Annotated in this window: 20 protein-coding genes and 5 pseudogenes; 10 read left to right on the top strand and 15 right to left on the bottom strand. The window is 67.5% G+C overall.

The annotated features are described in order from the left end of the window. Window positions 1-28: 28 nt before the first annotated feature. Together QP165_RS06565 and QP165_RS06560 are read right to left on the bottom strand one after the other, a co-directional pair. Complete coding sequence (locus QP165_RS06565; protein WP_333994630.1) at window positions 29-2,197, bottom strand: primosomal protein N'; 2,169 nt, start codon at window positions 2,195-2,197, stop codon at window positions 29-31. Between the two features lie 72 nt (window positions 2,198-2,269). Then, on the bottom strand, window positions 2,270-3,685 hold the full coding sequence (locus QP165_RS06560; protein WP_333994629.1) for a sensor domain-containing diguanylate cyclase: 1,416 nt from the start codon (window positions 3,683-3,685) through the stop codon (window positions 2,270-2,272). A 184-nt stretch (window positions 3,686-3,869) separates the two neighbouring features. On the opposite strand from QP165_RS06560, the pseudogene QP165_RS06555 reads away from it, so the two are divergent. After that, a pseudogene (locus QP165_RS06555) lies at window positions 3,870-4,738 on the top strand (tyrosine recombinase XerC). Here the strand turns inward: QP165_RS06555 and QP165_RS06550 are convergent. The 5 genes and pseudogenes from QP165_RS06550 to rsmI all read right to left on the bottom strand — a co-directional run bounded on the left by QP165_RS06550 (window position 4,739) and on the right by rsmI (window position 8,952). Further along, window positions 4,739-5,338 carry a DedA family protein gene (locus QP165_RS06550; RefSeq protein ID WP_333994628.1) on the bottom strand — a complete coding sequence of 200 codons (600 nt, stop codon included), beginning with the start codon at window positions 5,336-5,338 and terminating at the stop codon, window positions 4,739-4,741. It lies immediately after the preceding pseudogene. Window positions 5,339-5,499: 161 nt separating this feature from the next. Further along, window positions 5,500-6,469 (bottom strand): annotated as a pseudogene (gshB, locus tag QP165_RS06545) (glutathione synthase). Between the two features lie 162 nt (window positions 6,470-6,631). Further along, entirely contained in the window at window positions 6,632-7,024 is a 393-nt protein-coding gene (locus tag QP165_RS06540) for a YraN family protein (RefSeq protein WP_333994626.1), read from the bottom strand. Between the two features lie 55 nt (window positions 7,025-7,079). Further along, window positions 7,080-8,066: an alpha/beta hydrolase gene (locus QP165_RS06535; RefSeq protein ID WP_333994625.1), complete on the bottom strand. Its 987-nt coding sequence runs from the start codon at window positions 8,064-8,066 to the stop codon at window positions 7,080-7,082. Between the two features lie 40 nt (window positions 8,067-8,106). Beyond that, window positions 8,107-8,952, bottom strand: a complete 846-nt coding sequence (rsmI, locus tag QP165_RS06530) for a 16S rRNA (cytidine(1402)-2'-O)-methyltransferase (protein ID WP_333994622.1) — start codon at window positions 8,950-8,952, stop codon at window positions 8,107-8,109. Window positions 8,953-9,004: 52 nt separating this feature from the next. Between rsmI and QP165_RS06525 the strand changes: the two genes are divergently transcribed. Next, complete coding sequence (locus QP165_RS06525) at window positions 9,005-10,189, top strand: penicillin-binding protein activator (RefSeq protein ID WP_235532277.1); 1,185 nt, start codon at window positions 9,005-9,007, stop codon at window positions 10,187-10,189. 42 nt (window positions 10,190-10,231) lie between these two features. Here QP165_RS06525 and hemW read toward each other — a convergent pair whose 3' ends face one another. Then, the gene (gene hemW / locus QP165_RS06520) at window positions 10,232-11,416 is read right to left on the bottom strand and encodes a radical SAM family heme chaperone HemW (protein WP_333994621.1); all 1,185 of its coding nucleotides are present in this window, start codon (window positions 11,414-11,416) and stop codon (window positions 10,232-10,234) included. 43 nt (window positions 11,417-11,459) lie between these two features. Here hemW and QP165_RS06515 point away from each other — a divergent pair, with 43 nt between their 5' ends. Next, window positions 11,460-12,017 carry a CAP domain-containing protein gene (locus QP165_RS06515; protein WP_333994620.1) on the top strand — a complete coding sequence of 186 codons (558 nt, stop codon included), beginning with the start codon at window positions 11,460-11,462 and terminating at the stop codon, window positions 12,015-12,017. A 146-nt stretch (window positions 12,018-12,163) separates the two neighbouring features. On the opposite strand, the gene rdgB is transcribed toward QP165_RS06515, so the two are convergent. Continuing rightward, on the bottom strand, window positions 12,164-12,799 hold the full coding sequence (gene rdgB / locus QP165_RS06510) for an RdgB/HAM1 family non-canonical purine NTP pyrophosphatase (RefSeq protein ID WP_333994618.1): 636 nt from the start codon (window positions 12,797-12,799) through the stop codon (window positions 12,164-12,166). Continuing rightward, window positions 12,796-13,512: a ribonuclease PH gene (gene rph, locus QP165_RS06505; protein ID WP_333994616.1), complete on the bottom strand. Its 717-nt coding sequence runs from the start codon at window positions 13,510-13,512 to the stop codon at window positions 12,796-12,798. The genes rdgB and rph overlap by 4 nt, the downstream gene beginning before the upstream one ends. Before the next feature lie 261 nt (window positions 13,513-13,773). Between rph and hrcA the strand changes: the two genes are divergently transcribed. From hrcA to QP165_RS06485, 4 genes and pseudogenes are all read left to right on the top strand, one after another. Next, a complete protein-coding gene (gene hrcA, locus QP165_RS06500; protein ID WP_056016352.1) occupies window positions 13,774-14,817 on the top strand; it encodes a heat-inducible transcriptional repressor HrcA in 1,044 nt (347 codons plus the stop codon). A 25-nt stretch (window positions 14,818-14,842) separates the two neighbouring features. Further along, the gene (grpE, locus tag QP165_RS06495; protein ID WP_056016349.1) at window positions 14,843-15,382 is read left to right on the top strand and encodes a nucleotide exchange factor GrpE; all 540 of its coding nucleotides are present in this window, start codon (window positions 14,843-14,845) and stop codon (window positions 15,380-15,382) included. 137 nt (window positions 15,383-15,519) lie between these two features. Next, window positions 15,520-16,744: pseudogene (locus tag QP165_RS06490) on the top strand (threonine synthase). A gap of 96 nt (window positions 16,745-16,840) precedes the next feature. After that, on the top strand, window positions 16,841-17,080 hold the full coding sequence (locus QP165_RS06485; protein WP_333994613.1) for a hypothetical protein: 240 nt from the start codon (window positions 16,841-16,843) through the stop codon (window positions 17,078-17,080). A gap of 177 nt (window positions 17,081-17,257) precedes the next feature. On the opposite strand, the gene QP165_RS06480 is transcribed toward QP165_RS06485, so the two are convergent. After that, window positions 17,258-17,770: a vgr related protein gene (locus tag QP165_RS06480; RefSeq protein WP_333994610.1), complete on the bottom strand. Its 513-nt coding sequence runs from the start codon at window positions 17,768-17,770 to the stop codon at window positions 17,258-17,260. After that, a complete protein-coding gene (locus tag QP165_RS06475) occupies window positions 17,767-18,210 on the bottom strand; it encodes a copper chaperone PCu(A)C (protein WP_333996960.1) in 444 nt (147 codons plus the stop codon). Before QP165_RS06475 ends, QP165_RS06480 begins: the two co-directional genes overlap by 4 nt. Window positions 18,211-18,371: 161 nt before the next feature. Here QP165_RS06475 and dnaK point away from each other — a divergent pair. The 3 genes and pseudogenes from dnaK (at window position 18,372) to QP165_RS06460 (ending at window position 22,067) form a co-directional block, all read left to right on the top strand. Beyond that, window positions 18,372-20,277, top strand: a pseudogene (gene dnaK, locus QP165_RS06470) (molecular chaperone DnaK). A gap of 120 nt (window positions 20,278-20,397) precedes the next feature. Beyond that, window positions 20,398-21,531, top strand: coding sequence for a molecular chaperone DnaJ (dnaJ, locus tag QP165_RS06465; RefSeq protein ID WP_056016334.1), 1,134 nt, complete (start codon window positions 20,398-20,400; stop codon window positions 21,529-21,531). Between the two features lie 59 nt (window positions 21,532-21,590). Beyond that, on the top strand, window positions 21,591-22,067 hold the full coding sequence (locus QP165_RS06460) for a TM2 domain-containing protein (RefSeq protein WP_333994606.1): 477 nt from the start codon (window positions 21,591-21,593) through the stop codon (window positions 22,065-22,067). Window positions 22,068-22,122: 55 nt separating this feature from the next. Here the strand turns inward: QP165_RS06460 and QP165_RS06455 are convergent, their stop codons facing one another. From QP165_RS06455 to QP165_RS06445, 3 genes and pseudogenes are all read right to left on the bottom strand, one after another. Beyond that, window positions 22,123-22,386, bottom strand: a complete 264-nt coding sequence (locus QP165_RS06455; RefSeq protein ID WP_333994604.1) for a hypothetical protein — start codon at window positions 22,384-22,386, stop codon at window positions 22,123-22,125. Window positions 22,387-22,934: 548 nt separating this feature from the next. Continuing rightward, window positions 22,935-24,233: an adenylosuccinate lyase gene (gene purB, locus QP165_RS06450; protein WP_333994602.1), complete on the bottom strand. Its 1,299-nt coding sequence runs from the start codon at window positions 24,231-24,233 to the stop codon at window positions 22,935-22,937. A 164-nt stretch (window positions 24,234-24,397) separates the two neighbouring features. Next, window positions 24,398-24,688, bottom strand: a pseudogene (locus tag QP165_RS06445) (JAB domain-containing protein); the annotation flags it as partial. Window positions 24,689-24,776: the final 88 nt, after the last annotated feature.

The raw sequence follows: 24,776 nt of genomic DNA, 5'->3' as shown, positions 1-24,776 counted from the left end.
GCCGTTAAGGCGACGTTTCGTCAGGCGGTCAGAGGAAATTATACGGGTCGACGTCGACCGTCACGCGCACCTTCGAGGGCCATTCCAGCGTACCGAGCCAGGCGCGGATGACGTCCTGTACGTCCAGCGCGCGCTTGGCATGGACGAGCAGGCGGTAGCGGTGCCGGCCGCGAAGCATCGCGAGCGGGGCGGGCGCGGGGCCATAGACGTGCATGCCCTCGACCTGCGGTGCCGACCTTCCGACGAGCCTTGCCGTGTCATGCGCGCATGCCTGGTCCTCGGACGATACGACGATCGCCGCGTATCGGCCGAAGGGGGCGCCCGCGTCCTTGCGCGCGTCGGTCTCAGCCTCATAGAACGCGTCGGCGTCGCCGGTGATCAGCGCCTGCATCACCTGCGCCGCGGGACTGTGCGTCTGGATGAAGACATGCCCGGGCTTCTCGCCGCGTCCGGCGCGACCCGAGACCTGCCGGATCTGCTGGAACGTCCGTTCCGCCGCGCGGAGATCGCCGCCGTCGAGCCCGAGATCCGCGTCGACGACGCCGACCAGCGTGAGGTTGGGGAAATGATACCCCTTGGTGACGAGCTGCGTGCCGACGACGATGTCGATGTCGCCCGCCTCCATCCGCCCGACGAACTCGGCGGCCTTGGCAGGCGACCAGATCGTGTCCGAGGTCACGACCGCGGTCTTCGCCTCAGGGAACAGCGCGGTGACCTCGTCCGCGATGCGCTCGACGCCGGGACCGCAGGCGACCAGCGTATCCTCGCCCTGGCATTCGGGACAGACTCGCGGCGTCGGTTCGATATGGCCGCAATGATGGCAGGCGAGGCGCCGCGTCAGCCGGTGCTCGACCATCCACGCGGTACAATTCGGGCACTGGAACCGGTGCCCGCACGTCCGGCACAATGTCAGCGGTGCATAGCCGCGGCGATTGAGGAAGAGCAGCGACTGTTCGCGCCTGTCGAGCGTCGCCTGGATCGCCTGGACGAGGCGGGGCGCGAGCCAGCGGCCGCGTTCGGGTGGCTCCTTGATGAGGTCGATCGGTTCGATCGTCGGCATTTCCGCGACGCCGAACCGGCCGGGCAGTTTGAGTTCGGTATAGCGGCCCGTCGCGACCTGTTGCCGAGTCTCGATCGCGGGGGTCGCGGAGGCCAGGATGACGGGGCAGGATTCGAACTTGCCGCGCATCACCGCAACGTCGCGCGCGTGATAATGCACGCCCTCTTCCTGCTTGAAGCTCGTCTCGTGCGCTTCGTCGACGACGATCAGCCCGAGGTCGCGGTAGGGGAGGAACAGCGCGGAGCGCGCGCCGACCGTCACCAGCGCCTCGCCGCTGGCGATCGCGCGCCAGGCCCGACGGCGCTGGCTCGAGCGGAGCCCCGAATGCCACGCGACCGGTTCGCATCCGAAGCGGTCGTGGAACCGCTTGAGGAACGGTTCGGTCAGCGCGATCTCGGGGAGCAGGACGAGCGTCTGGCGGCCGTCGCGGATCGCCTGTGCGACCGCCTCGAAATAGACCTCGGTCTTGCCCGAGCCGGTGACCCCGTCGAGCAGGATCGGCTGGAACGCATGCGCCGCGACCCCGGCGGTCAGCGCGTCGGCCGCGCGCTGCTGGTCGGTCGAGAGCACGGGTTGATGATGCGACGGATCGGGCACGGGGTAGGGGCTGTCGATCGCGACCTCGACCGCTTCGAGCGCACCGACCTTGACGAGCCCGCGGATCACCGCGTCGCTGACGTCGGCGGCGGTCGCGAGCTCGCGGATCAGGCCCTGGCGGTCGGCGATACGCTCGAGCGCCTGCTCCCGTTGCGGCGTCAGTCTGGGCGGGATCGTGCCCGTCGCGCGGTACTCGACCGCGGTGCGCGCGCCCTCCAGTGCGGAGGTCGATGCGAGCGACATCCGCAGTACCGACGCGGGCGGGGCGAGATAATAGTCCGCGGTCCATTCGATCAGCCGGCGCAGCGGCGCACCGAGCGGCGGGACATCGGCAACCGCGAGCAGGTTGCGCAACCGGTTGTCGCCGACCTCCGCATCGGACGGCATCCGTTCCGCCTCCCAGACGACGCCGAGCAGCTGACGCGGGCCGAGCGGGACGACGACGATCGACCCGGGCTCGACCGTCGTGCCGGCGGGCACGCGGTAATCGAGCGGCCCGAGAGCGGCGTTGAGGATCAGGACACGGGCACGGGACGACATTGTCCCTGCATATGGGGGCGGATCGACTCGACGGAAACCATTTTAGCGATAGCGGATCATCGCCGGCGTCGGTCAGGCGGCGCGCTGCTGGTTCCCCCGCCGCCGCTCGCCGATGCGTTCGCGCTTGGCCTTGTACAGATGCGTGTCGGCCCGGTGGACGAAATCGCGGATCGAATGCGTGTCGGGCTGGAGCGCGGCGAGACCGACGGTCCCTGCGCTGACCATCGCGAGGCCGTCCTGGACGACGGGAAAGCGGAGCGCATCCTGCAGGCGGAGCGTGACGTCGTCGGGCGCCGAGACGAGCGCGGGATCCTCGAGGATGACGGCGAATTCGTCGCCGCCGAGCCGCGCGGCGAAGCTGCCGCACAGCCATGGCGCGCGCAGCACGTCGCCCACCTCGCGCAGGACGTCGTCGCCGGCATTGTGGCCCAGCGTGTCGTTGATCGCCTTGAACCCGTCGAGATCGACCAGCGCGAGCATGAGGGGCGTCTGGTCGCACCGCGCGCGCGCCATCGCCGCCTGCAACGCGCGGTCGAACGCGGCACGATTGGCGATGCCGGTCAGCGCGTCGGTATCCGCGCTGCGTCGCAGCGAGACCTCAAGCGCGTGGCGGTCGGTGACGTCCTGGAAAATTCCGATGAGCGCGACCTGATCGTCATAGGCCGACTCGCTACTGGCCTCGCGCTCGCCGAGGATGCGCACCCGGCGCGGTTCGCCCGCGGCGGTCAGGAAATCCACTTCGAAATCGAACGGGCTTCCGGTCTCGAACAGCGAGGTCATCGCCTCCGCGACCTGTCCGCGCGCATGCGGGGGATAGAAAGCGAGCGCTTCCTCGGGACGTGGCGTCGCCCCGATCGGCAGGTCGTGGATGCGGAAGACGCCGTCCGACCAGTCGACGGGGCCGTCGGGCCAGACCGCGCGCCACGACCCGATCGCCGCCATGCGCTCGGCCTGGCGAAAGATCTGGTCCTGTCGCGTCAGCGTTGCCGACTGCCGCTCGGCAGTGACCGCGATCGCCAGCGCCTTCTGCGCCGAGGTCCGCGCGGCGATCGTCGTTTCGGCCAGCACGGCGAGATGCTGGAGCGCGCGGCGCCCCGCGTCAGTGAGGCTCCGCGGATTGGTATCGAGCACGCAGAGCGCGCCGATCGCATAACGATTGCCGCCGTCGTCGGTCGCGTGGATCGGCGCGCCTGCGTAGAAGCGCGCACCATCGGGCGCGGCGACCAGTGCGTTCGTCTCGAAACGCGGGTCCAGGCTCAGATCGCCGATGACCAGCGGGTCGGTGCCGCGGATCGTGTAGTTGCAGAACCCGTCTTCGCGGCGAAATTCCTGCTGCTCGCCCGAATTCGCAGCCTTGATCCACAACCGGTCGCGATCGACCAGCGTCATCAGCGCGGTCGGGCAATCGAGCATCTCTGCCGCGAGCGCGACCAGCGAGTCGAACTCGCGTTCGGGGTCGGTGTCGAGCAAGGCCAATGCATGCAACATTGCGACCCGACGGTCTTCGAACGCGGCGTCGCTTGCTGTATTGGCAGGTGCGGAAGCGTGCGCATCGACAGCGATCAGGTCGGTGGATGACATGAGTCCTGATAACCCCAGACCGTTAATTTTCTTTGACGTTAAAACGCCCTAGCATGGATCGATGACGAAAACCGCAAGCCTTCCCGCGTCGATGCTCTGGGCCGATCATTTGGCCCGGGACCGGTTGCGCTCGGCGCATACCGTCCGCGCCTATCGCGGTGCGGCGGAGCGGCTGACGGCGTTTCTCGTCGGTCACTGGGGTGGTCCGGTCGACCGGATCGCGCTCGCCCGCGTCGGCACCGCCGAGCTTCGCGCGTATCTCGCGCATCGGCGCGGCGAGGGGCTCGGCAATGCGTCGACCGCGCGCGAACTGTCCGCGGTGCGCGGCTTCCTCGCCTGGGCGAACCCGGAAACGGACGTCGTCCGGCTGAAGGGACCCCGCGTCCACAAGGGTGTGCCGCGTCCGATCTCGCCCGCCGAGGCCGTGGCGCTCGCCGAGGAGGTCGCCGACGACGCCGCCGAGCCGTGGATCGGCGCGCGCGACTGGGCGGTGCTCTTGCTGCTCTATGGTGGCGGACTGCGGATCGGCGAGGCGGTGGCGCTGAGCGGTGCGATCCTGCCGCTCGGCGAAACGCTTCGGGTGACGGGCAAGCGGGAGAAGACCCGGATCGTCCCGCTGCTGCCGCAGGTACGCGACGCGATCGCAGCCTATGCCGCGCAATGTCCGTGGCCGCTGGTCCGGGACGAACCGATATTCCGGGGGCAAAGGGCGGGCCGCTGGCGCCGACCGTGGTCAGGAAATCGGTGCGCGCCGCGCGTGCGCGACTGGGCCTCAGCGAGCGGACCACGCCGCATGCGCTGCGGCACAGCTTCGCGACGCACCTGCTGGGGCGGGGGGCGGATCTGCGCGCGCTGCAGGAGCTGCTCGGGCATGCGAGCCTGAGTTCGACGCAAATCTATACGCAGGTCGACGCCGCGCATCTGATGGACGTGTATCGCAACGCGCATCCGCGCGCGTGATCAACCCTTGGGCTTCCAGGTCAGCACCCGCCAGCCATAGAGCAGCGCGATGATGACGAACGTCGCGACCGAGACGGGCCCGACATAGCGATCGAGCTGTTCGAACCGCGAGCCGAGCAGGATCCCGGCATAGGCGAGCACGGTGTTCCAGATCGCGCTGCCCGCCGCGGTCCAGACGACGAACTTCCAGATCGGCATGCACGTCATCCCCGCGGGCAGCGAGATCACCGTGCGGAATGTCGGCATGAAGCGGAACACGAAGATCACCCAGCCGCCGCGCTTCACGAAGAACCGGTGGACCTTCTCGATGTCGGACCATTCGATCGTGAGCCAGCGACCATGGCGTTCGACGAACGGGCGAAACCGCTCGTAGCCGATGTTCCGGCCGATATAATACCAGAAGTAGTTGCCGACGACCGAGCCGACGGTCCCCGCTGCGATCAATGGAATGACCGTCATATGGCCGCGCGCGACCGCGATCCCGCCAAGCCCCATGATGACCTCGGACGGAACGGGAGGCACGATGTTCTCGAGTGCCATCAGCAGGAAGATGCCGAAATACCCGCCCCAGGCGATCAGGTTGATGATGAATTCGGTCATGGGTATCAGATACTTCCGGCACCGCGGATGTGTTCCGCCGAGCGCCCGTGGTTACACGCACCCGGGCCTGATCGAACAACGGGCATACCGAGGAGCCGCGCGGGCGGCACGATCGCTCGGATCAGGCCATGACGGCCTGCGCGGTGGTGATTGTGGCGCAGTCAGGTGCGGCGCTGTACGCCGGCCTTCACTTTCGTCTCGATCGCGTCCCAGATCATGCCGGCGATGTCGGTCCCGTTGAACCGGTCGATCGCGACGATCCCGGTCGGCGAGGTGACGTTGATCTCGGTCAGCCACTTGCCGCCGATCACGTCGATCCCGACGAACAGCAACCCGCGCTTCTTGAGTTCGGGTCCGAGCACCGCGCAGATCTCGCGCTCCTTGTCGGTCAGCTCGGTCTTCTCCGCCGACCCGCCGACCGCGAGGTTGGAACGGATCTCGCCCTCGCCGGGCAGCCGGTTGATGGCGCCGGCGATCTCGCCGTCGACCAGCACGATCTCGCTTGTCGCCCTTCGCGACGTCGGGGAGGAACGCCTGCACCATGTGCGGCTCGCGCCACGTCATGTTGAAGACCTCGATCAGCGCGGACAGGTTGGCGCCGTCGGACTCGACCTTGAAGATCGCCTTGCCGCCATTGCCGTGCAGCGGCTTGATGACGATCGCGCCGTGCTCGGCAAGGAACTTGCGCGCTTCGTCGAGACTGCGCGTGACGAGCGTCGGCGGCATGAATTGCGGATAATCGAGCACGAACACCTTTTCGGGTGCGTTGCGGACCTGCGCGGGGTCGTTGACGACCAGCGTCTTGTCTGAGATCCGCTCGAGCAGGTGCGTGGCGGTGATGTAGCCGAGATCGAACGGCGGATCCTGGCGCATGAGCACCACGTCGGCCTCGTCGCCGAGATCGAGGTTCACGGGCTCGCCGACTGAGAAATGGTCGCCGACGACGCGCTGCACGGTGACGGGATACGCCTTCGCCCAGACCCGCCCGTCGCGGTAGTTCAGATCCTCGGCGGCATAATGGAAGAGGCTATGGCCACGCTCCTGCGCCGTCAGCATCAGCGCGAAGCTCGAGTCGCCGGCGATGTTGATGCTGTCGAGCGGGTCCATCTGGACGGCGACGGTGAGGCTCATGCGTCTTCCTTCTGTTCGGTCGTGCGCATGTAGGTGCGCACGGGGGCGAAGTCACCCGGTCACCCACGCCGTCATCCTGACGAAAGTCAGGACCCAGAGCCAGACAGCGATGCCCGGAGTATCCCGGGTCCTGACTTTCGTCAGGATGACGGGGGCGGGCCTCTATCCGATCCATGCATTCTCGATGTGCCGCGGGCGTGTGCCGGGGGCGAGCAGGATCACGTCGACGCGGATGTCGTCGGTCGGCCCGGCATAGCGCGACATCAGATATTCCGCCGCCGCCGCGACGCGCGCAAGCCGGCGTTCGTCGATCGCGAAGTCGAGGTCGGCTGCGGTCGCGCGCGTCTTCACCTCGACGAAGGCGACGAGACTGCCCTTGCGCGCGACGAGATCGACTTCGCCGGCCGGGGTGCGGACCCGGCGGTCGAGGATCTGCCAGCCCTTCAAGCGGAGCCACCAGCCGGCGAGCCGCTCCCCGCGCCGTCCCGCGTCATCCGCCTGGCGGCGCGATGCCGCGCTTCGGGCGGGTCGTTTGACGGGGCGGGGTCCGGCCATGAGGGCAGGGTGCCCGCCAGCGGGCGAGCGGGCAAGGCCGCATGCGGTTATATCGCTACGGCCAGCGCGCTTCCACGAATCGGGCGATCGCATCGGCGAGCTCGCGGTCCTCGGGCGTTCCTCCCATGAACCCGCCATGCGGCATCGCCTCGAAGACGTGGAGTTCGGCAGTGACGCCGGCCCGCAGCAGCGCGCGGTGCATGCGGACGGTGCTGGACAGGAACAGATCGCGCGTGCCGGTCTGCAGGAAGGTCGCAGGGAAGCCGGTGGGGTCGCCGAACAGCGGGGAGACGAGGGGGGCGGCGAGGTCCGCGCCGTTTGCATACAGCAGATTGCTCGCCATCAGCGACCCGGGCAGCACGACGTCGATCGTGTGGTTGGTCGCGAAGCTGTCGCCCGATTCGGTCAGGTCGACCTGCGGCGACAGCAATACCAGTCCGGCGGGGAGCGGCAGCCCTTCGTCGCGCGCACGCAGAAGCGTTGCCGCGGCGAGGTTGCCGCCCGCCGATCTTCCGCCGACGACGATGTTTTCGGGTGCGTGCCGTTCGAGCACATGGCGATACGCCGCCATGCAGTCGTCCAGCGCGGCGGGATAGGGGTGTTCGGGCGGCGTGCGATAATCGACGGCGTAGCAGCGGACGCAATGCGCATCCGCCTGCATCTGCGCACCGGCGCGACACGCCTGGCCGCCACCGAATACCAGCGCGCCGCCGTGCAGGTCGATATAGGCGCAGTCCGCGCGCGCGATCGTGCCGGGCGTCGCGACGTGGACGATCGCGCTGCCCGTGCGGATCGTCTCGACGCGCGCGTGCAGCCCGCCCGCCAGCCCCTCGACCGAGGCGGCATATTGCGCATCGACCGCGGCCTTCATCCGTATCCAGCCATCGTGATCGGTCGGGTCGGGCATCGCGTACAGCGCGTGGAGCGGTATGCCGTCGTCGCCGACCAGCCGTTGCAGCGCGGCGCGTGCGGGGGCGCTGATCGATGTCGGGAAGGGCACGATCCTTCGGTCGACCGCCACGCCTTGTACATTGTCGTTCATGGCGTTCCCATAGTGTTGCGCGCCGCCGGCAAGCCCGGCCTCAGCGATCCTGCTTCAGCACGAGCGCCCGCGCGTATAGCGTCTTGCGGTCGAGCCCGAGCGCCTTTGCGACCTCACTCGCAGCCTGGCCGGTCGACAGGCGGGTCAGCGCCTCGGCGAGCGCCACGTCGGCGTCCTCAGCGCTGGCGGGCGGCGCCTCGCCCGGTGGGGCGACGACGATGACGATCTCGCCGCGCGGCGGGGCGTCGGCATAGCGCGTGGCAAGCGTGGACAGCGTGCCGGTCACCGCCTCCTCGAACTTCTTGGTGATCTCGCGCGTGACCGCCGCCTCGCGATCGCCAAGTCCCTCGGCGAGCGCGGCGAGACTGGCGCCGAGCCGCGGGCCCGATTCGTACAGGACGAGCGTCGCGCGGATCGTCGCGATCTCGGCGATCGCCTCCGCGCGGGCGTGCGCCTTGGACGGGAGGAACCCGACGAACAGGAACCGGTCGGTCGGCAGCCCGGCGAGCGTCAGCGCCGCGACCGCCGCACACGGGCCCGGGATCGTGACGACGAGATGTCCCGCCGCACGCGCGTCGCGGACCAGCTTGAAACCGGGATCGGAGATCAACGGCGTCCCCGCATCCGACACGAGCGCGACCGCCTCCGTTGCCATGCGGGCGATCAGGCCGGGGCGCACCCCTTCCGCATTGTGATCGTGATACGGGACCATCGGCGTCTTCGTCCCGACATGGCGAAGCAGCCCGGCGGTCACCCGGCTGTCCTCGACCGCGATCACGTCGGCGCGGCTGAGGATATCGGCGGCACGCGGCGACAGGTCGCCAAGATTGCCGATCGGGGTCGCGACGATGTAGAGGCCGGGGTTCAATAGGGTTTCAGGGTTCATGGGGATTGTCATGGCAGACGTAGCGACGATTGGGCAATCGGGCCGCAGACAGATGCACGCGTTTGGGCGTCTGACGGTGCGCGGGGTTGCGCTGACGGCAGCGTGCCTGCTGGGGGCGTGCCAGACGATCGTCCCGCGCGGCCCGGTCGAGCCGTCGCAGCAGCGCCCGACCACGCGGCCGGCGGAGCGTCCCACGCTCGACGTCGAGGCCGGCATCCCGCGTGATGCCGAGCGCAACCGCGTCGCGCTGCTGGTGCCGCTGTCGGGGAGCAATGCGGGCGTCGGCACGTCGATCGCGAACGCGACGATGATGGCGCTGCTCGACACGCAGAACCAGCGCGTCCGGATCACCAACTACGACACCGCGACGGGTGCCGCCGCCGCCGCACAGCGTGCGATCGCCGAGGGCGCGCAGCTGATCCTCGGGCCGCTGCTGTCCGACGACGTGCGGACGGTCGCGCCGATCGCACGTGCGGCGGGTGTGCCGGTGCTGAGCTTTTCGAACGACCTCGGGGTCGCGGGCAATGGCGCGTATCTGATGGGCTATGTGCCGACGCAGGCGATCACGCGCGTGGTCGATTTCGCCAAGGAGCGCGGTGTCAGCAATTTCGCCGGGCTTATCCCCAACGGGCTGTACGGCGAGCGGGCATCGACCGCGTTCCTGCGCGCGGTCGAGGGCGCGGGCGGCCAGGTCGTCTCGCTCCAGACCTATGGCCGCACCGCGGGTGGTGTGTCGGGCGCGGTCACGCGGCTGGCGGCGAAGGCGCCCTATGATGCGGTTCTGATCGCCGACAGCGGCAACACGGCGGCGTCCGCGGCGGCACTGGTGAAGCGCGGGGCGGGTGCCTCGACGCGGATCCTCGGGACCGAATTGTGGAATTCCGAATCGAGCATCGCCAGCAAGCCGTCGCTCAGCGGCGCATGGTATGCGAGCGTTTCGGATACGTTGTACCGGCAATATGCCGCCAAATATCGGGCGCGGTTCGGCAGCGGGCCGTTCCGTCTGTCGAGCCTCGGCTATGATTCGGTGCTGCTGACGGTGCGGATTGCGCGCGACTGGAAGCCGGGGACGGCGTTCCCGGTCTCCAAGCTGCGCGACGGGGATGGATTTTCGGGGATCGACGGCGCGTTCCGCTTCGGCCGCGACAACGTCGCCGAGCGCGCGCTGGAGGTGAAGGAGATCCGCGGCGGCACGACGAGCGTGGTCTCGCCGGCACCGACCGGGTTCGGGAAATAGGCTTGGCGTCTCCTGCTCTCCCGCTCGTGGCGGGAGAGCAGCTCAGGCCGTCACGATTTCGGGCAGGATCGCGTCGAGGAGCAGCGCGCCTGCCTCGGTGACGCGCAACCGGCCGGGTGACCGCGCGATCAGGCCAAGCGCCTCGAGCCGTTCGACCGCCGCGAGGTCGACGGGAACGACGCCGGCGTTGAGCCGCGTGATCCGGTCGAGGTCCACGCCCTCCGCGAGCCGGAGCCCCATCAGCAGCGCCTCGGTCGCGCGCGTCGATGGGGTCAGCGGGTCCTCGACCTCCATGCCGTGGCCGTTGCGTTCGATCGCCGCCATCCAGTTTTCGGGCTTCTTGCGGCGCACCGTCGCGAGCCCGCCACGGCGACCATGCGCGCCGGGGCCGATCCCGGCATAATCCTGGTATCGCCAATAGGCGAGGTTGTGGCGGCTCTCCGATCCCGGTCGTGCGTGGTTCGACGTCTCGTAGGCAGGCAGGCCGGCAGCGGCCGTATCGGCGCGCGTCGCCTCGAACAGATCGGCGGCGGAATCGCCGTCGGGAATGACGATCCGGCCGGCGAGCGCATCCGTCGCGAATCGCGTACCGGGCTCGATCGTCAGCTGGTAGAGCGACAGGTGTTCGGTCCCGAAGCTCAGCGCGCGCGCGAGTTCGGCGCGCCAGTCGGCAAGGCGCTGCCCGGGCAGGGCATAGATCAGGTCGAAGCTGACGCGTGGAAAGACGCTCTGCGCAATGCCGAGCGCCGCCTGTCCCTCGTTGACGTCATGCGCGCGACCGAGGAATTTGAGCGCCTGATCGTCGAGCGACTGTAATCCGAGCGACACGCGGTTGACGCCCGCGCTGGCGAGATCGGCAAAGCGCGCGGCCTCGACCGAGGAGGGGTTGGCCTCCAGCGTGATCTCGATCCCCTCGGCAAAGCCCCACGCCCGGTCGGCGGCATCGAGGATCGCGGCGACGGTTTCGGGAGGCATCAGCGACGGCGTGCCCCCGCCGAAGAAGATCGACTGAAGCTTGCGCCCCGGCAGCACGCTGGCCTCGTGCGCGAGATCGGTGAGCAATGCGGCGCGCCAGGCGGCCTGATCGACGCCTTCGCGGACATGGCTGTTGAAGTCGCAATAGGGGCATTTCGATACGCAGAACGGCCAGTGGACGTAGAGCGCGAGATCGCCCGCTTGATCGCTGGCGTGATCGCGGGCGGGGCTTGGTGTTTCGAGGACGGACATTATGTGGCGCATATGGTCGCATGGCGCGGCGGAAGGAAGCGCAATGCGGGTTTGGTCGGGTTTGACGGTGGCGGCGGCGCTGATGATCGCTGGCTGCGCACAGGGGCCCGAGCGCGTGGTCGAGCGGCGCGAGACGCAGGCGCCTGCGCCACGCGGGGCGGCGCTGCTCAAGACGGTGATGATGGAGGGGCACAACGCCGCGCGCGCCGCGGTCGGCGTGCCGCCGCTGGTGTGGAGCGATACGCTGGCGACGACCGCGCGGAGCTATGCCGAGGAGATGGCGCGGACCCGCAAGTTCGAGCATGCGGCGCAACCGCAGGGGCCCGGGCGCGAGGGCGAGAATTTGTGGACGGGGACGCGGGCGGCCTATGCCTATCCGGAGATGATCGGCCACTGGGTCGCGGAGAAGCGCGATTTCGTCAACGGCGTGACGCCGGCCTTCAGCCGGACGAGCAAATGGGAGGATGTCGCGCACTATACGCAGATCGTGTGGCGCAACTCGACCGCGGTGGGCTGCGCGACGGCCAGCAACGACCGCGACGACTATCTGGTATGCCGCTATTCGCCGCCGGGTAACGTGGTTGGTGAGCGGACGTTCTGATTGCGCTCCGGTCGAACGCTGTGCTCTGTCACCCCAGCGAACGCTGGGGTCTTCCGGTTCGGGCCGCACCCTTTCCAATGGTGAGACCCCAGCGTTCGCTGGGGTGACGGGCACAGCGTAGGGGAGGGACGATCCCTCCCCGGGCTTCAGAATACCGCGGCTTTCAGCAGTTCGAACGCCTCGGTGCGGTGGCTGATCGCGTTCTTCGTCTCGTGCGGGAGTTCCGCATAGGTCTCGTCATAGCCGTGCGGGACGAACATCGGATCATAGCCAAAGCCGACCCGGCCACGCGGCGGCCAGACGAGCGTGCCCTCCGCGCGGCCCTCGAACCATTCGACATGGCCGTCGGGCCAGGCGAGCGCGAGCACGCTGACGAAATGCGCGCCGCGGCTTGCATCGGGGCCCTTGGCGGCGAGCGCGTCCTCGACCTTGCGCATCGCGAGGTTCCAGTCGCGGCCATCGGGCGTCTCGGCCCAGTCCGCGGTGTACACGCCCGGATCGCCGTTCAGCGCATCGACGCACAGCCCGCTGTCGTCCGCGAGCGCCGGATAGCCCGACAGGTCGGCCGCGGAGCGTGCCTTCAGCTCGGCATTGGCGAAGAACGTCGTTCCCGTCTCGACGGGCTCGGGCAGGTCGAGTTCGGCGGCGGACACCACCTCGAACCCGCGACCTGCGAGCAGGTCGGCGATCTCGCGGACCTTGCCCTTGTTGTGGCTGGCGATGACCAGCTTGCCGGGGGCGAGCTTGCGGATCGCCTGCGGGGTGCTGCCTTCGCCGCTCACTTGGCGACGGCCTTTGCCTGCGCCGCGAAGATGTCCGTGCAGCCGATCCGCGCGAGGCGGAGCAGGCGGAGCAGCGCCTCCTCGTCATAGGTCGCGCCCTCGGCGGTCGCCTGCGCCTCGGCGATGTTGCCGTTTTCGAGCAGCACAAAGTTCGCGTCCGCATCCGCGCCCGAATCCTCGATATAGTCGAGGTCGAGCACGGGATTGCCCTGGTAGATGCCGCAGCTGATCGCGGCGACCTTCTGCGTCAGCGGGTCCGCGGTCAGCTTGCCGCTCGCAAGCAGCCCGTCGATCGCGAGGCGGAGCGCGACCCAGCCGCCCGAGATCGAGGCGGTGCGCGTGCCGCCATCGGCCTGGATCACGTCGCAGTCGATCACGATCTGGCGCTCGCCGAGCAGTTTCAGATCGGTGACCGCGCGCAAGGAGCGCCCGATCAGACGCTGGATCTCCTGCGTGCGACCCGACTGCTTGCCCTTGGCCGCCTCGCGGTTGTTGCGCGTGTTGGTCGAGCGCGGGAGCATGCCATATTCGGCGGTCACCCAGCCTTCGCCCTTGCCGCGCATGAACGGCGGGACCTTCTCCTCGACGCTGGCGGTGACGAGCACCTTGGTGTCGCCGAAGCCGATCAGGACGGAGCCCTCGGCGTGCTTGGTGAAGCGGGGTTCGATCGTGATCTCACGCATCTGGTCTGGGGCGCGGCCGGATGGGCGCATGGTCGATATCCTAACAGCGAGGGTTGAATGATTGTGCGCTGCCTAGCCTTTCGTCCGGTCGCTCGCCAGCCTTCCCGTCATCCAGTCTCCCCGTCATCCAGCCCCCGTCATCCTGACGAAAGTCAGGATCCAGAGTAACCGAATGCTGTCGTCCCTGACTCTGGATCCTGACTTTCGTCAGGATGACGGCGTGAGGGGCAGGGCGGGGAGCTGTTTGCATTATCCCTTTTTACGCCAGTCGATCCGCCCTAGATCAGAGCGATGGCCACGCCCCCCGTCACCGAACTGACCGACCGCGCGCGCGATATTTTTCGTGCGGTCGTCGACAGCTATCTCGCGAGCGGGACGCCGGTCGGGTCGAAGACGATCGCGCAACTCGCGGGGCTCAGCCTGTCGCCCGCGTCGATTCGCGGCGTGATGGGCGAGCTCGAAGGCCTCGGGCTGCTCGCCAGCCCGCATACCAGCGCGGGGCGGATGCCGACCGATCGCGGCCTGCGACTGTTCGTCGACGGGATGATGCAGGCGATGGAGCCCTCGTTCGAGGAGCGCCAGACGATCGAGGCGCGCGCCGGCGTCGGTGGTCCGGTCGAGGAGGCGCTCGCCGCCACCACGCTCGCGCTGTCGGGCCTGTCGGCGTGCGCGGGGCTGGTGATGGTGCCCAAGCGCGAGCTGAAGCTGCGCCAGATCGCGTTCGTCGCGCTGTCGCCCGAACAGGCGCTGGCGGTGCTCGTCAGCGAGGATGGCTCGGTCGAGAACCGCGTGATCGCGCTGCCGAAGGGGATGTCGACGTCCGCGCTGATCGAGGCGGGCAATTACATGTCGGCGACGCTTGGCGGGCTGACGCTGGCCGAGGCGCGGGGCCGGATCGAGCGCGAGCTGGCGGACGGGCAGGCGGCGCTCGACGGCGCGGCGCGAACGCTGGTCGAGCGCGGGATCGCGGTGTGGAGCGAGGATGCGGATCGCCGCCCCGTGCTGATCGTGCGCGGTCAGGGGCGGCTGATCGACGCCGCCGCTGCCGCCGATCTCGACCGGGTCCGCGACCTGCTCGACGACCTCGAGGGAAAACAGGAAGTCGCATCGCTCCTCGACAGCGCGCGGGCAGGCGATTCGACGCGGATTTTCATTGGCGCCGAGACAAAATTGTTCGCGCTTTCAGGGTCTTCCGTGATCGCACGACCGTTTCGTGGTCTCGACGGCCGGGTGGTCGGCGTGGTGGGCGTGATCGGCCCCACGCGGTTGAACTATGCGCGCGTCGTGCCCATGGTGGATTTCACGGCTGCAACGCTCGCCCGGTTGATGGGTTGAGCGGGCCCAACTTATAGGGAAAACCATGTCCGATATCGATCAGAACACGCCTGCCGACCTGCGCGAAGAGACCGCCGAGGACGCGCCCGAAGTCGCCGCGAACGACCGCGTCGCCGAGCTCGAGAACCAGCTCGCCGAAGCCAAGCAGAACGTTCTGTATGCGCAGGCCGAGATCCAGAATGTCCGCCGCCGCGCCGAGAAGGAAGCGCAGGACGCCCGCGCCTATGCCGCCACCGCGTTTGCCCGCGACGTGCTGTCGGTTGCCGACAACCTCGCGCGCGGCCTCTCGGCGATTCCGGCGGACCTGCGTGCGGACGACAAGATGAAGGGGCTCGTGACCGGGCTCGAAGCGACGGGTCGCGAGCTCGAAAGCGTGTTCCAGCGCCACGGAATCACCAAGATCGCCGCCGAGGGCCAGATGCTCGACCCGAACAAGCATCAGGCGATGCTCGAAATCCCGAGCGACCAGCCGGCCGGGACGATCGTCCAGGAAATGCAGGCGGGCTACATGATCAAGGACCGCCTGCTGCGGCCCGCGATGGTGGGCGTCGCCAAGGCGGGCTGAGCCTGTCTGGCCGGTGGTCTTCCGCGCAGGCGGGAGCCCAGGGTTTCAAACGCTGTCGCCTGTGACCCTGGGCCCCCGCCTTCGCGGGGGAACGGCAGGCAACGGCACGCAATTTTCTGCCTCGCCGGGATGACGCCATGAACGAGAATCTCACCACCGATCGCGAGACCTTCGTCACGCATCTCGAATGCTCGATCACCGGCGAACGCTACGAGGCGGATCAGTTGCACGGGCTGTCACGCGCGGGCAGGCCGTTGCTCGTCCGCTATGACCTCGACGCGGTCCGGGCGGCGATTTCGCGCGACACGATCGAGGCGCGGCCGACCGATCTCTGGCGGTGGCGCGAGCTGCTGCCGGTGCGTAAAACCTCGAACATCGTTAGCCTCGGCGAGATCGAAACGCCGCTGGTGCCGCTCACGAAGTCCGGTGGCCCGAACGTTCTCGTGAAGGACGAAGGCCGCCTGCCGACCGGCAGCTTCAAGGCGCGCGGGCTGGTCATGGCGGTGGCGATGGCGAAGGAACTCGGCGTCACCAGAATCGCGATGCCGACCAACGGTAATGCCGGTGCGGCGCTGGCCGCCTATGCGACGCGCTGCGGGATCGAGACGATCGTGCTGTGTCCCGACGACACGCCCGAGATCAACGTCCGCGAGATCGCGATGCAGGGCGCGCGCGTCTGGCGCGTCAACGGCCTGATCGACGATTGCGGCGCGATCGTCGGCAAGGGCGCCGCCGAGGGGCGCTGGTTTGACTTCTCGACGTTGAAGGAGCCCTACAGAGATCGAGGGCAAGAAGACGATGGGGCTGGAACTGGCCGCGCAGTTCGGCTGGAAACTGCCCGATGCGATCTTCTATCCGACCGGCGGCGGCACCGGGCTGATCGGGATGTGGAAGGCGTTCGACGAACTCGAGCAGCTCGGCTGGATCGGGTCGGAGCGGCCAAAAATGTTCGCGGTGCAGGCGAGCGGCTGTGCGCCGATCGTCCGCGCGTTCGAGGCGGGTGAGGAGCATGCCGAGCGCTGGGAGGATGCGAGCACCGTCGCGGCGGGCATACGCGTGCCAAAGGCGGTCGGCGACTTCCTGATCCTGCGCGCGGTCCGCGAGAGCGGCGGGCAGGCGATGGCGGTCGGCGATCCCGCGATCCTCAAGGCAGTCGAGGCGGCGGCGAAGCAGGACGGCCTGCTGCTGTGCCCCGAAGGCGGTGCGACGCTCGCGGCCTATCATCAGGCGCTGAACAGCGGACTGGTCGACGAGGACGACCGCGTCGTACTTTTTAATTGTGCGACCGGACTGAAATATCCGATGCCGGAAGCGCCGCAAGCGCTTGATCGGACACGACCTATCGATTTCGACGCGCTCTAGTGTGCCGATCACCGCCGGCGGGGCTCGCCTGCCGGTGGTTGATCGGGATCAATCTTGTCTGCAACGGGGCGCCCTCGATCACGAAAAGGGGCGAACATGCAGAAAATTTCCCAGGTCATATGCGTCGTGCTCATCGGCGCCACGGTCATGTTCGGCGGGCGCTGGTACATGTATGTCGCGCGCGGTGAGAGCCCGTATGACGAGGTTGGCATCGCGCTGAACAGCCATGCGCCTGCGCCGTTGCGCAGCTGGGGCTGCCACAAGATGCAGGCGCGGTTTTTCGGGCAATTGCCGCCGTCCGGCTGTGCCGCGGCTGACGGGCGCAGCTGGATCTGAGGCCGCTGCTGCCACCAGCGGCCCTCCGTCATCCCAGCGAAAGCCGGGATCTCCCTGTGACAGAGCAGCTTGAGATCCCAGCGTTCGCTGGGATGACGGTTTGGGGGGCGGCGCGATAAACCACGCTCCGTCATCCTGACGAAGGTCAGGATCCAGAGCCAGGTACGCCGGTTTCCATTATCCTGGATCCTGACTTTCGTCAGGATGACGGGGTGTCGCCCGTGGCGTGAAGGGCAGTACCGTCTCGTACTGCGCAAGCGGCGGTGCGCCCGCGACCTTGGCCCCGGCGCGCAGCAGGAACGCGTGACGCACGATCTCGCCCTGCTGTTCGATGCCATAGCGGTGCAGCGCGACGCCGGGCCGGAACGCATAGTCGTAGCGGCACCATGGATGTCGTGCGAGCGGGAGGAAGACACCGCGCTGATGCTGCCAGATGTGAGTCATCTCGTGGATGAACAGCCCTTGCAGCGTCAGATGCGCTTGCGCGAAATCGTCGCACCACAGATCGCCCTTGGGGTGGAAATGGATGCACCCGCGCGGCGCCATCACGGTGTCGCGCGGCTGGAAGAACGCCCATTTGCGGCGCGCCAGCCGCACCGGCGCATAGTCGATCGCATCGCCGAAGACCGACGCGGCGAGCGCTGTCTCGGCCGGGGTCAGCGCCCGCGCCGACCGATCGGGATCGCTCACTTCGTTCCGGTGTCGCCGGCGCCGACGACCGTCGCGTTCTGCAGGATCCGGGTACCGTCGGCGAAGCTGAGCGTGAGCGTGATAAGGCGGCCCCCGGGGGTAATCCCCGGGTTCATGTTGTACAGCATGACGTGACGGCCACCGGGCGCGAACACGACGTCGGTGTTGGCAGGGATTGCCACGCGGGGGATCGGTTTCATCGACGTGACGCCGCCTGAAGCCATGCTCTCATGCATTTCCGCGCGGATCGCGACATCGGTGGTGACGTTGATCAGCGTCGCATCGGCCGGTCCGCCATGGATCGTGAAATAGGCCGCTGCCGGGCGCCCCTGCACCGCAGCCAGCCGTACCCAGGCGCCATCGACGGACAGCTGCTTCGGCTGCGCGCAGCCGGCCGTCGCCACCACGGCGATCCCTGCAAAAATACCACGCATCGTCATGATTGCCACTTCCGCTATCCCCTCTTGCTATCTCTACGGGCCGTACAATCTTGCGGCAAGCGCGAGCCAACCTATATCGCGCCCATCAATCGAAAGGTTCCACTGCCGTAACGGGGTGGAGCCCGAGACTTTTTACGATGTGTGAGGGGCTATTTAAACTCATGGCTAAAGTAATCGGTATCGATCTCGGCACGACCAACAGCTGCGTTTCCGTGATGGAAGGCGGCAAGCCAAAGGTCATCGAGAATTCCGAAGGCGCGCGCACCACGCCGTCGATCGTCGCATTCGCCAAGGATGGCGAGCGACTGGTCGGCCAGCCGGCCAAGCGCCAGGCAGTGACCAACGGCGACAACACCATCTTCGCGGTGAAGCGTCTGATCGGCCGTCGTTTCGACGATCCGATCACCAAGAAGGACACCGAGCTGGTCCCGTACAAGATCTCGCGCGGGCCGAACGGCGACGCATGGGTCTCGGCCGGCGGCAAGGACTACTCGCCGTCGCAGATCTCGGCGTTCACGCTGCAGAAGATGAAGGAAACCGCCGAGTCGTATCTCGGCGAGACGGTCACGCAGGCGGTCATCACCGTGCCGGCCTACTTCAACGACGCACAGCGCCAGGCGACCAAGGACGCCGGTCAGATCGCCGGCCTCGAAGTGCTGCGCATCATCAACGAGCCGACGGCTGCGGCGCTGGCTTACGGCCTCGACAAGCAGGACGGCAAGACGATCGCGGTCTACGATCTCGGCGGCGGCACGTTCGACATCTCGGTCCTCGAGATCGGCGACGGCGTGTTCGAGGTGAAGGCCACCAACGGCGACACCTTCCTCGGCGGTGAGGATTTCGACAACAAGATCGTCCAGTTCCTCGCCGACGAGTTCAAGAAGGCGGAGGGCATCGACCTCGCCAAGGACAAGCTGGCGCTGCAGCGTCTGAAGGAAGCGGCCGAGAAGGCGAAGATCGAGCTCAGCTCGGCACAGTCGACCGAGGTCAACCTGCCCTTCATCACCGCGGACCAGAACGGCCCGAAGCATCTGGTGAAGTCGATCACGCGCGCCGACCTGGAGCGGATGGTCGAGGACCTCGTCAAGCGTACGCTCGAGCCGTGCCGCAAGGCACTCGCAGACGGCGGCCTGAAGCCCGAGGACATTTCGGAAGTCGTGCTCGTCGGCGGCATGACGCGCATGCCGCGCGTTCGTGAAGTCGTGAAGCAGTTCTTCGGCAAGGAGCCGCACACCGGCGTCAACCCGGACGAAGTCGTCGCGATGGGCGCCGCGATCCAGGCCGGTGTGCTGCAGGGCGACGTCAAGGACGTGCTGCTGCTCGACGTGACGCCGCTGTCGCTCGGCATCGAGACGCTGGGTGGCGTGTTCACCCGGATGATCGACCGCAACACGACGATCCCGACCAAGAAGTCGCAGACCTATTCGACCGCGGACGACAACCAGGGCGCGGTGACGATCCGCGTGTTCCAGGGCGAGCGCGAGATGGCGGCCGACAACAAGATGCTCGGCAATTTCGATCTCGTCGGCATCCCCCGCACCGCGCGGCGTGCCGCAGATCGAGGTCACGTTCGACATCGATGCCAACGGTCTCGTCAGCGTCTCGGCCAAGGACAAGGGCACCGGCAAGGAGCAGCAGATCCGCATCCAGGCATCGGGTGGTCTTTCGGACAACGACATCGACCAGATGGTCCGCGACGCCGAGACCTTCGCCGAGGAGGACAAGAAGCGTCGTGCGGGCGCCGAGGCGAAGAACAACGCCGAGAGCCTTGTCCACACCACGGAGCGCCAGCTCGCCGATAACGGCGACAAGGTCGACGAGTCGCTGAAGACAGAGATCCAGGCCGCGATCGACGCGACCAAGGCAGCGGTCGAGAGCGGCGATGCGGACGCGATGACCGAGAAGAGCACTGCGCTCGCGCAGGTCGCGATGAAGCTCGGGCAGGCGATCTACGAGAAGCAGGCCCAATCCGAGGCATCGCCTTCGGCCGAGGGTGACGCGGCGAAGAAGGATGACGACGTCGTCGACGCCGAGTTCTCGGAAGTCGACGAAAACCCGAAGGCGTAAGGCTTAGGCACACCCCCGTCATTCCAGCGCAAGCTGGAATCCAGAGCCTTGGGCGTCCGCCCATCCGGCTCTGGATCCTGGCCTTCGCCAGGATGACGGGACGGGCGCAGGGGGCGAAGTATGAGTACCCAGACGGACTATTACGAACTGCTCGAAATCGAGCGGACCGCGGATGCGGGGACGATCAAGTCGTCCTATCGCAAGCTCGCGATGAAATATCACCCGGACAAGAACGCGGGTTGCAAGGATTCGGAAGCGCAGTTCAAGGCGGTCAGCGAGGCGTATGATTGCCTCAAGGACCCGCAGAAGCGTGCGGCCTATGACCGGTTCGGGCATGCCGCCTTCCAGAACGGCGGACCCGGCGGCGGCGGCGGCGCGCAGGATTTCGGGGGCTTCTCCGACATCTTCGAAAGCGTGTTCGGCGAGTTCATGGGCGGCGCGCAGCGCGGCAGCGGCGGTCGCAGCGGCGCGCGGCGTGGTGCCGACCTGCGCTACGACATGGAGGTCACCCTCGAGGAGGCGTTCCACGGCAAGGCCACGGAAGTCACGATCGACGTCTCGGCGCCATGCGACACGTGCGACGGTAGCGGCGCGCGGTCGGGCACGCGGGCGAAGACGTGCCAGCACTGCGGCGGGCACGGCAAGGTTCGCGCGCAGCAGGGTTTCTTCGTGGTCGAGCGCGCATGCCCGGTCTGCCAGGGCGCGGGCGAGGTCATTGCCGATCCCTGCCCCGACTGTCGCGGCGACGGTCGGGTCGAGAAGACCAAGACGCTTGCGATCAACGTTCCGCCCGGTGTCGACGAGGGCACGCGGATCAGGATGACGGGCGAGGGCGAGGCTGGCGCGCGCGGGGCGCCCGCTGGCGATCTTTACGTGTTCCTCCATGTCGCCAAGCATCATCTGTTCGAGCGCGAGGGCACGGCGTTGTTCGCGCGCGCACCGATCAGCTTCACGGTCGCGGCACTCGGGGGATCCTTGTCGATTCCCGGGCTCGACGGACGCACGCACGAGATCAAGATCCCCGCGGGTATCCAGTCGGGCAAGCAGCTCCGCCAGCGCGGCGCGGGCATGCCCGTGCTGCAGGGGCGCGGGCATGGCGATCTGGTCGTGCAGATCGATGTCGAGACTCCGACCCGTCTGTCGAATCGGCAGAAGGAACTCCTCGAGATGTTCCGCGAGACCGAGACAGGCGACGAATGCCCTGACAGCCAGGGCTTTTTCGCGAAGCTGAAGGGCGTGTTCGCGGCGGAATAAGCCGGACCTGCCTGTTGGGTTCGATCCGCCACGATTGGGCGCGGTGTTGAGGGATTGCGATGCGCGGACAGATACTGGGTGTGGACGTGCGGACGGGCGAGGGCCTCGTTTCGGGGCAGGACGGCCAGCGGTATCGGTTCGCGCCGGAAGACTGGGCGCATCGCGGCGAGCCGGTGATCGGCGCGGAGGTCGATTTCGAAACCGCCGACGACCGGGCGCTGAGCGTGTTCCCGCTACCCAGCGCAGCGACGCCGGGGCCGCGACGCGCGGTACCAACTGCGGTGACCGCGGGCGGGGCCGCAGCCGGGCGGGCCAGCGACCGCAACAAATACGTCGCCGCGCTGATCGCCTTCCTGATCGGGACGCTCGGCATCCACCGCTTTTATCTCGGGCGGATCGGATCGGGGATCGTCATGCTGGTGCTGAGCATCACCCTGGTCGGGCTGGCGATCACGATCCCATGGGCGTTTGTCGACATGATCCGCTATCTGATGATGTCGGATGAGGAGTTCGCGACGCGCTATCCGCGCGGTTAGGCGGCAGAGGACGGTCCGGACGGGGCTTGCCGCGTCGGGACCGTCTCTTCCAAGCTCATTTCGTGACGAAGACGACGCCGCGTGCGCCCCACTCGGACCGCGTCTCGCAGATCGTGACGGGCAGCGTCTTGTCGACCTTGCGCCCCAATATGCTGCGCGGCATGCAGACGCGGCTCGTATCGTCCTTGAACGCGCTGGCGGGCATGGTGATGGTCACCGGCTTTTCGCCTGCGGCAAGCGCGGGGACCGCGAAGCCGGTCAGCGCGACGGCGGCGGTGAGGAAAGCCGAGACGGGGCGGCGCAGAGAAAGAATGTGCATCTTAAGCCTTTCACGATCGAGCGCCGAACTGCGCTCAACTGTGTCACTGCATTAATGATGCCAAACACCTAAGTGCTTGATCCTGCCCAGGTCTCGGGCCGCGAGGGCTGCCGCTTGGCCGTTCTTTCGCCACTTCGGGGGACATTGCACCAACTTCTGGTACGGAGCCGTGCGGTCCTCCAGCCTAGCCGCGCCCCTCCTTGGAGGGGCGGGCGGGCCGATGGATCAGAGGGTGGAAATGACCACCCCGACCACCAGCGCCTGGGCCGCGATCGCCAGCATCGAGCTGGTCACGGTTTCGAACATGCGCATGGGTAGGTCTCCGATGCCGGAGTAATATCCGGCATCGGTGATATGGCGATAGTTGCGAGTTGTCGCAATTTTGTAACACGAAATCGCAATTGCGTTGCGTGCACTTTGGGACGTTTTGCTGCTCCCCCGACCCGTTATCGTGACGAAAGTCAGGATTCAGAGTACCGCAGCGCTGTCCTGCTTGGCTCTGGATCCTGACTTTCGTCAGGATGACGAGGGAGGGCTTACCTCTGCCCTTACGCCGCGCCGAACACCCGGGCGAAGATCGTGTCGACGTGCTTGAGGTGATAGCCGAGGTCGAACTTGTCCTCGAGCTCGGCATCGCTCAGCGTCACTTCGGGATCCGCCTTGAGCAGCTCGAGCAGCGACAGCGCGCCGTCCGAATCCCACACCTTCATCGCATTGCGCTGGACGAGACGATACGCGTCCTCGCGGCTGACGCCGGCCTGCGTCAGCGCGAGCAGGACGCGCTGCGAATGGACGAGGCCGCCCATCTTGTTGAGGTTCTTTTCCATCCGCGCCGGGTACACGACCAGCTTGTCCATCACCCCGGTCAGCCGCGCGAGCGCGAAGTCGAGCGTGATCGTCGCGTCGGGGCCGATATAGCGCTCGACCGACGAGTGCGAGATGTCGCGCTCATGCCACAGCGCGACATTCTCGAGCGCGGGAGTGACATAGCCGCGGACCATGCGCGCGAGGCCGGTGAGGTTCTCGGTCAGCACCGGGTTGCGCTTGTGCGGCATCGCCGACGAGCCCTTCTGGCCGGGCGAGAAATATTCCTCGGCCTCGAGCACTTCGGTGCGCTGGAGATGGCGGATCTCGGTCGCGAGCCGCTCGATCGAGCTCGCGATCACGCCAAGCGTCGCGAAGAACATCGCATGGCGGTCGCGCGGGATGACCTGCGTCGAGACGGGCTCGACCGAGAGGCCGAGCTGGCCCGCGACATAGTCCTCGACGAACGGATCGATGTTGGCGAACGTGCCCACCGCGCCCGAGATCGCGCAGGTCGCGACGTCGGCGCGCGCCGCCACCAGCCGGGCGCGGTTGCGCGCGAACTCGGCGTGCGCCTGCGCCATCTTGAGCCCGAAGGTGACCGGTTCGGCATGGATGCCGTGGCTGCGGCCGATCGTCGGCGTCATCTTGTGTTCGCGCGCGCGGCGTTCGAGCACGACCAGCAGCGCGTCGAGGTCGGCGATCAGGATGTCGCTCGCCTTCGCCAGCTGGACCGCGAGACAGGTGTCGAGCACGTCCGACGAGGTCATGCCCTGGTGCATGAAGCGTGCCTCGGGACCGACATGTTCGGCGACGTTGGTCAGGAAGGCGATGACGTCGTGCTTGGTCTCGCGCTCGATCTCGTCGATCCGGTCGACCTCGAACGCGCCCTTTTCCCAGATCGCGGCCGCCGCCTCTTTCGGTACGACGCCCAGCTCGGCGAGCGCGTCGGTGGCGTGCGCCTCGATCTCGAACCAGATCTGAAAGCGTGCTTCGGGCGTCCAGATGGCGACCATGTCGGGGCGGGAATAGCGGGGGACCATCGGGTTTTCCTCGGGAGTCTGCGGGGTGGCTCGGCAATGGGCGACGCGCCTCCCATCGGGTCGGGAGTAGCGCCAGCGATCGCGCGCCCGGTAGCAGGCCGGGGCGCCGGGTTCAAATCACGCCGCGGTCGCGTCCGGATCTCGTCGCGGGCGGGGACGCCGCGTCAGACAAGGCCCTGCGCGCGCAGGCTGGTATGCCCGGTGGCGCCGACGATGATATGATCATGGACGGTGATCCCGAGCCGCTTGCCCGCTTCGGCGATCGTCCGGGTGATCTCGATGTCCGCGCGGCTGGGGGTCGGATCGCCGCTCGGATGGTTGTGGACGAGGATGAGCGACGCCGAGCCGAAGTCGATCGCGCGGCGAATCACCTCGCGGACATAGACTGCCGCCTGGTCGATCGAACCCTTGCTCATCACCTCGTCGCGAATCAGCATGTTCCGCGTGTTTACGTGGAAATGCTGCTGCTAAAAAAATAGCAGCTAAAATTTTTGTCAGAGCTAAGACGTCGGTGAAAGGATATCGCCCGTGGTTAGCATCAGC

Origin of the sequence: Sphingomonas sp. 22R3R2A-7 (assembly GCF_036856055.1) — a bacterium.
In the GTDB taxonomy this organism is placed as follows: domain Bacteria; phylum Pseudomonadota; class Alphaproteobacteria; order Sphingomonadales; family Sphingomonadaceae; genus Sphingomonas.
This window is presented reverse-complemented; position numbering and strand designations above follow the sequence as displayed.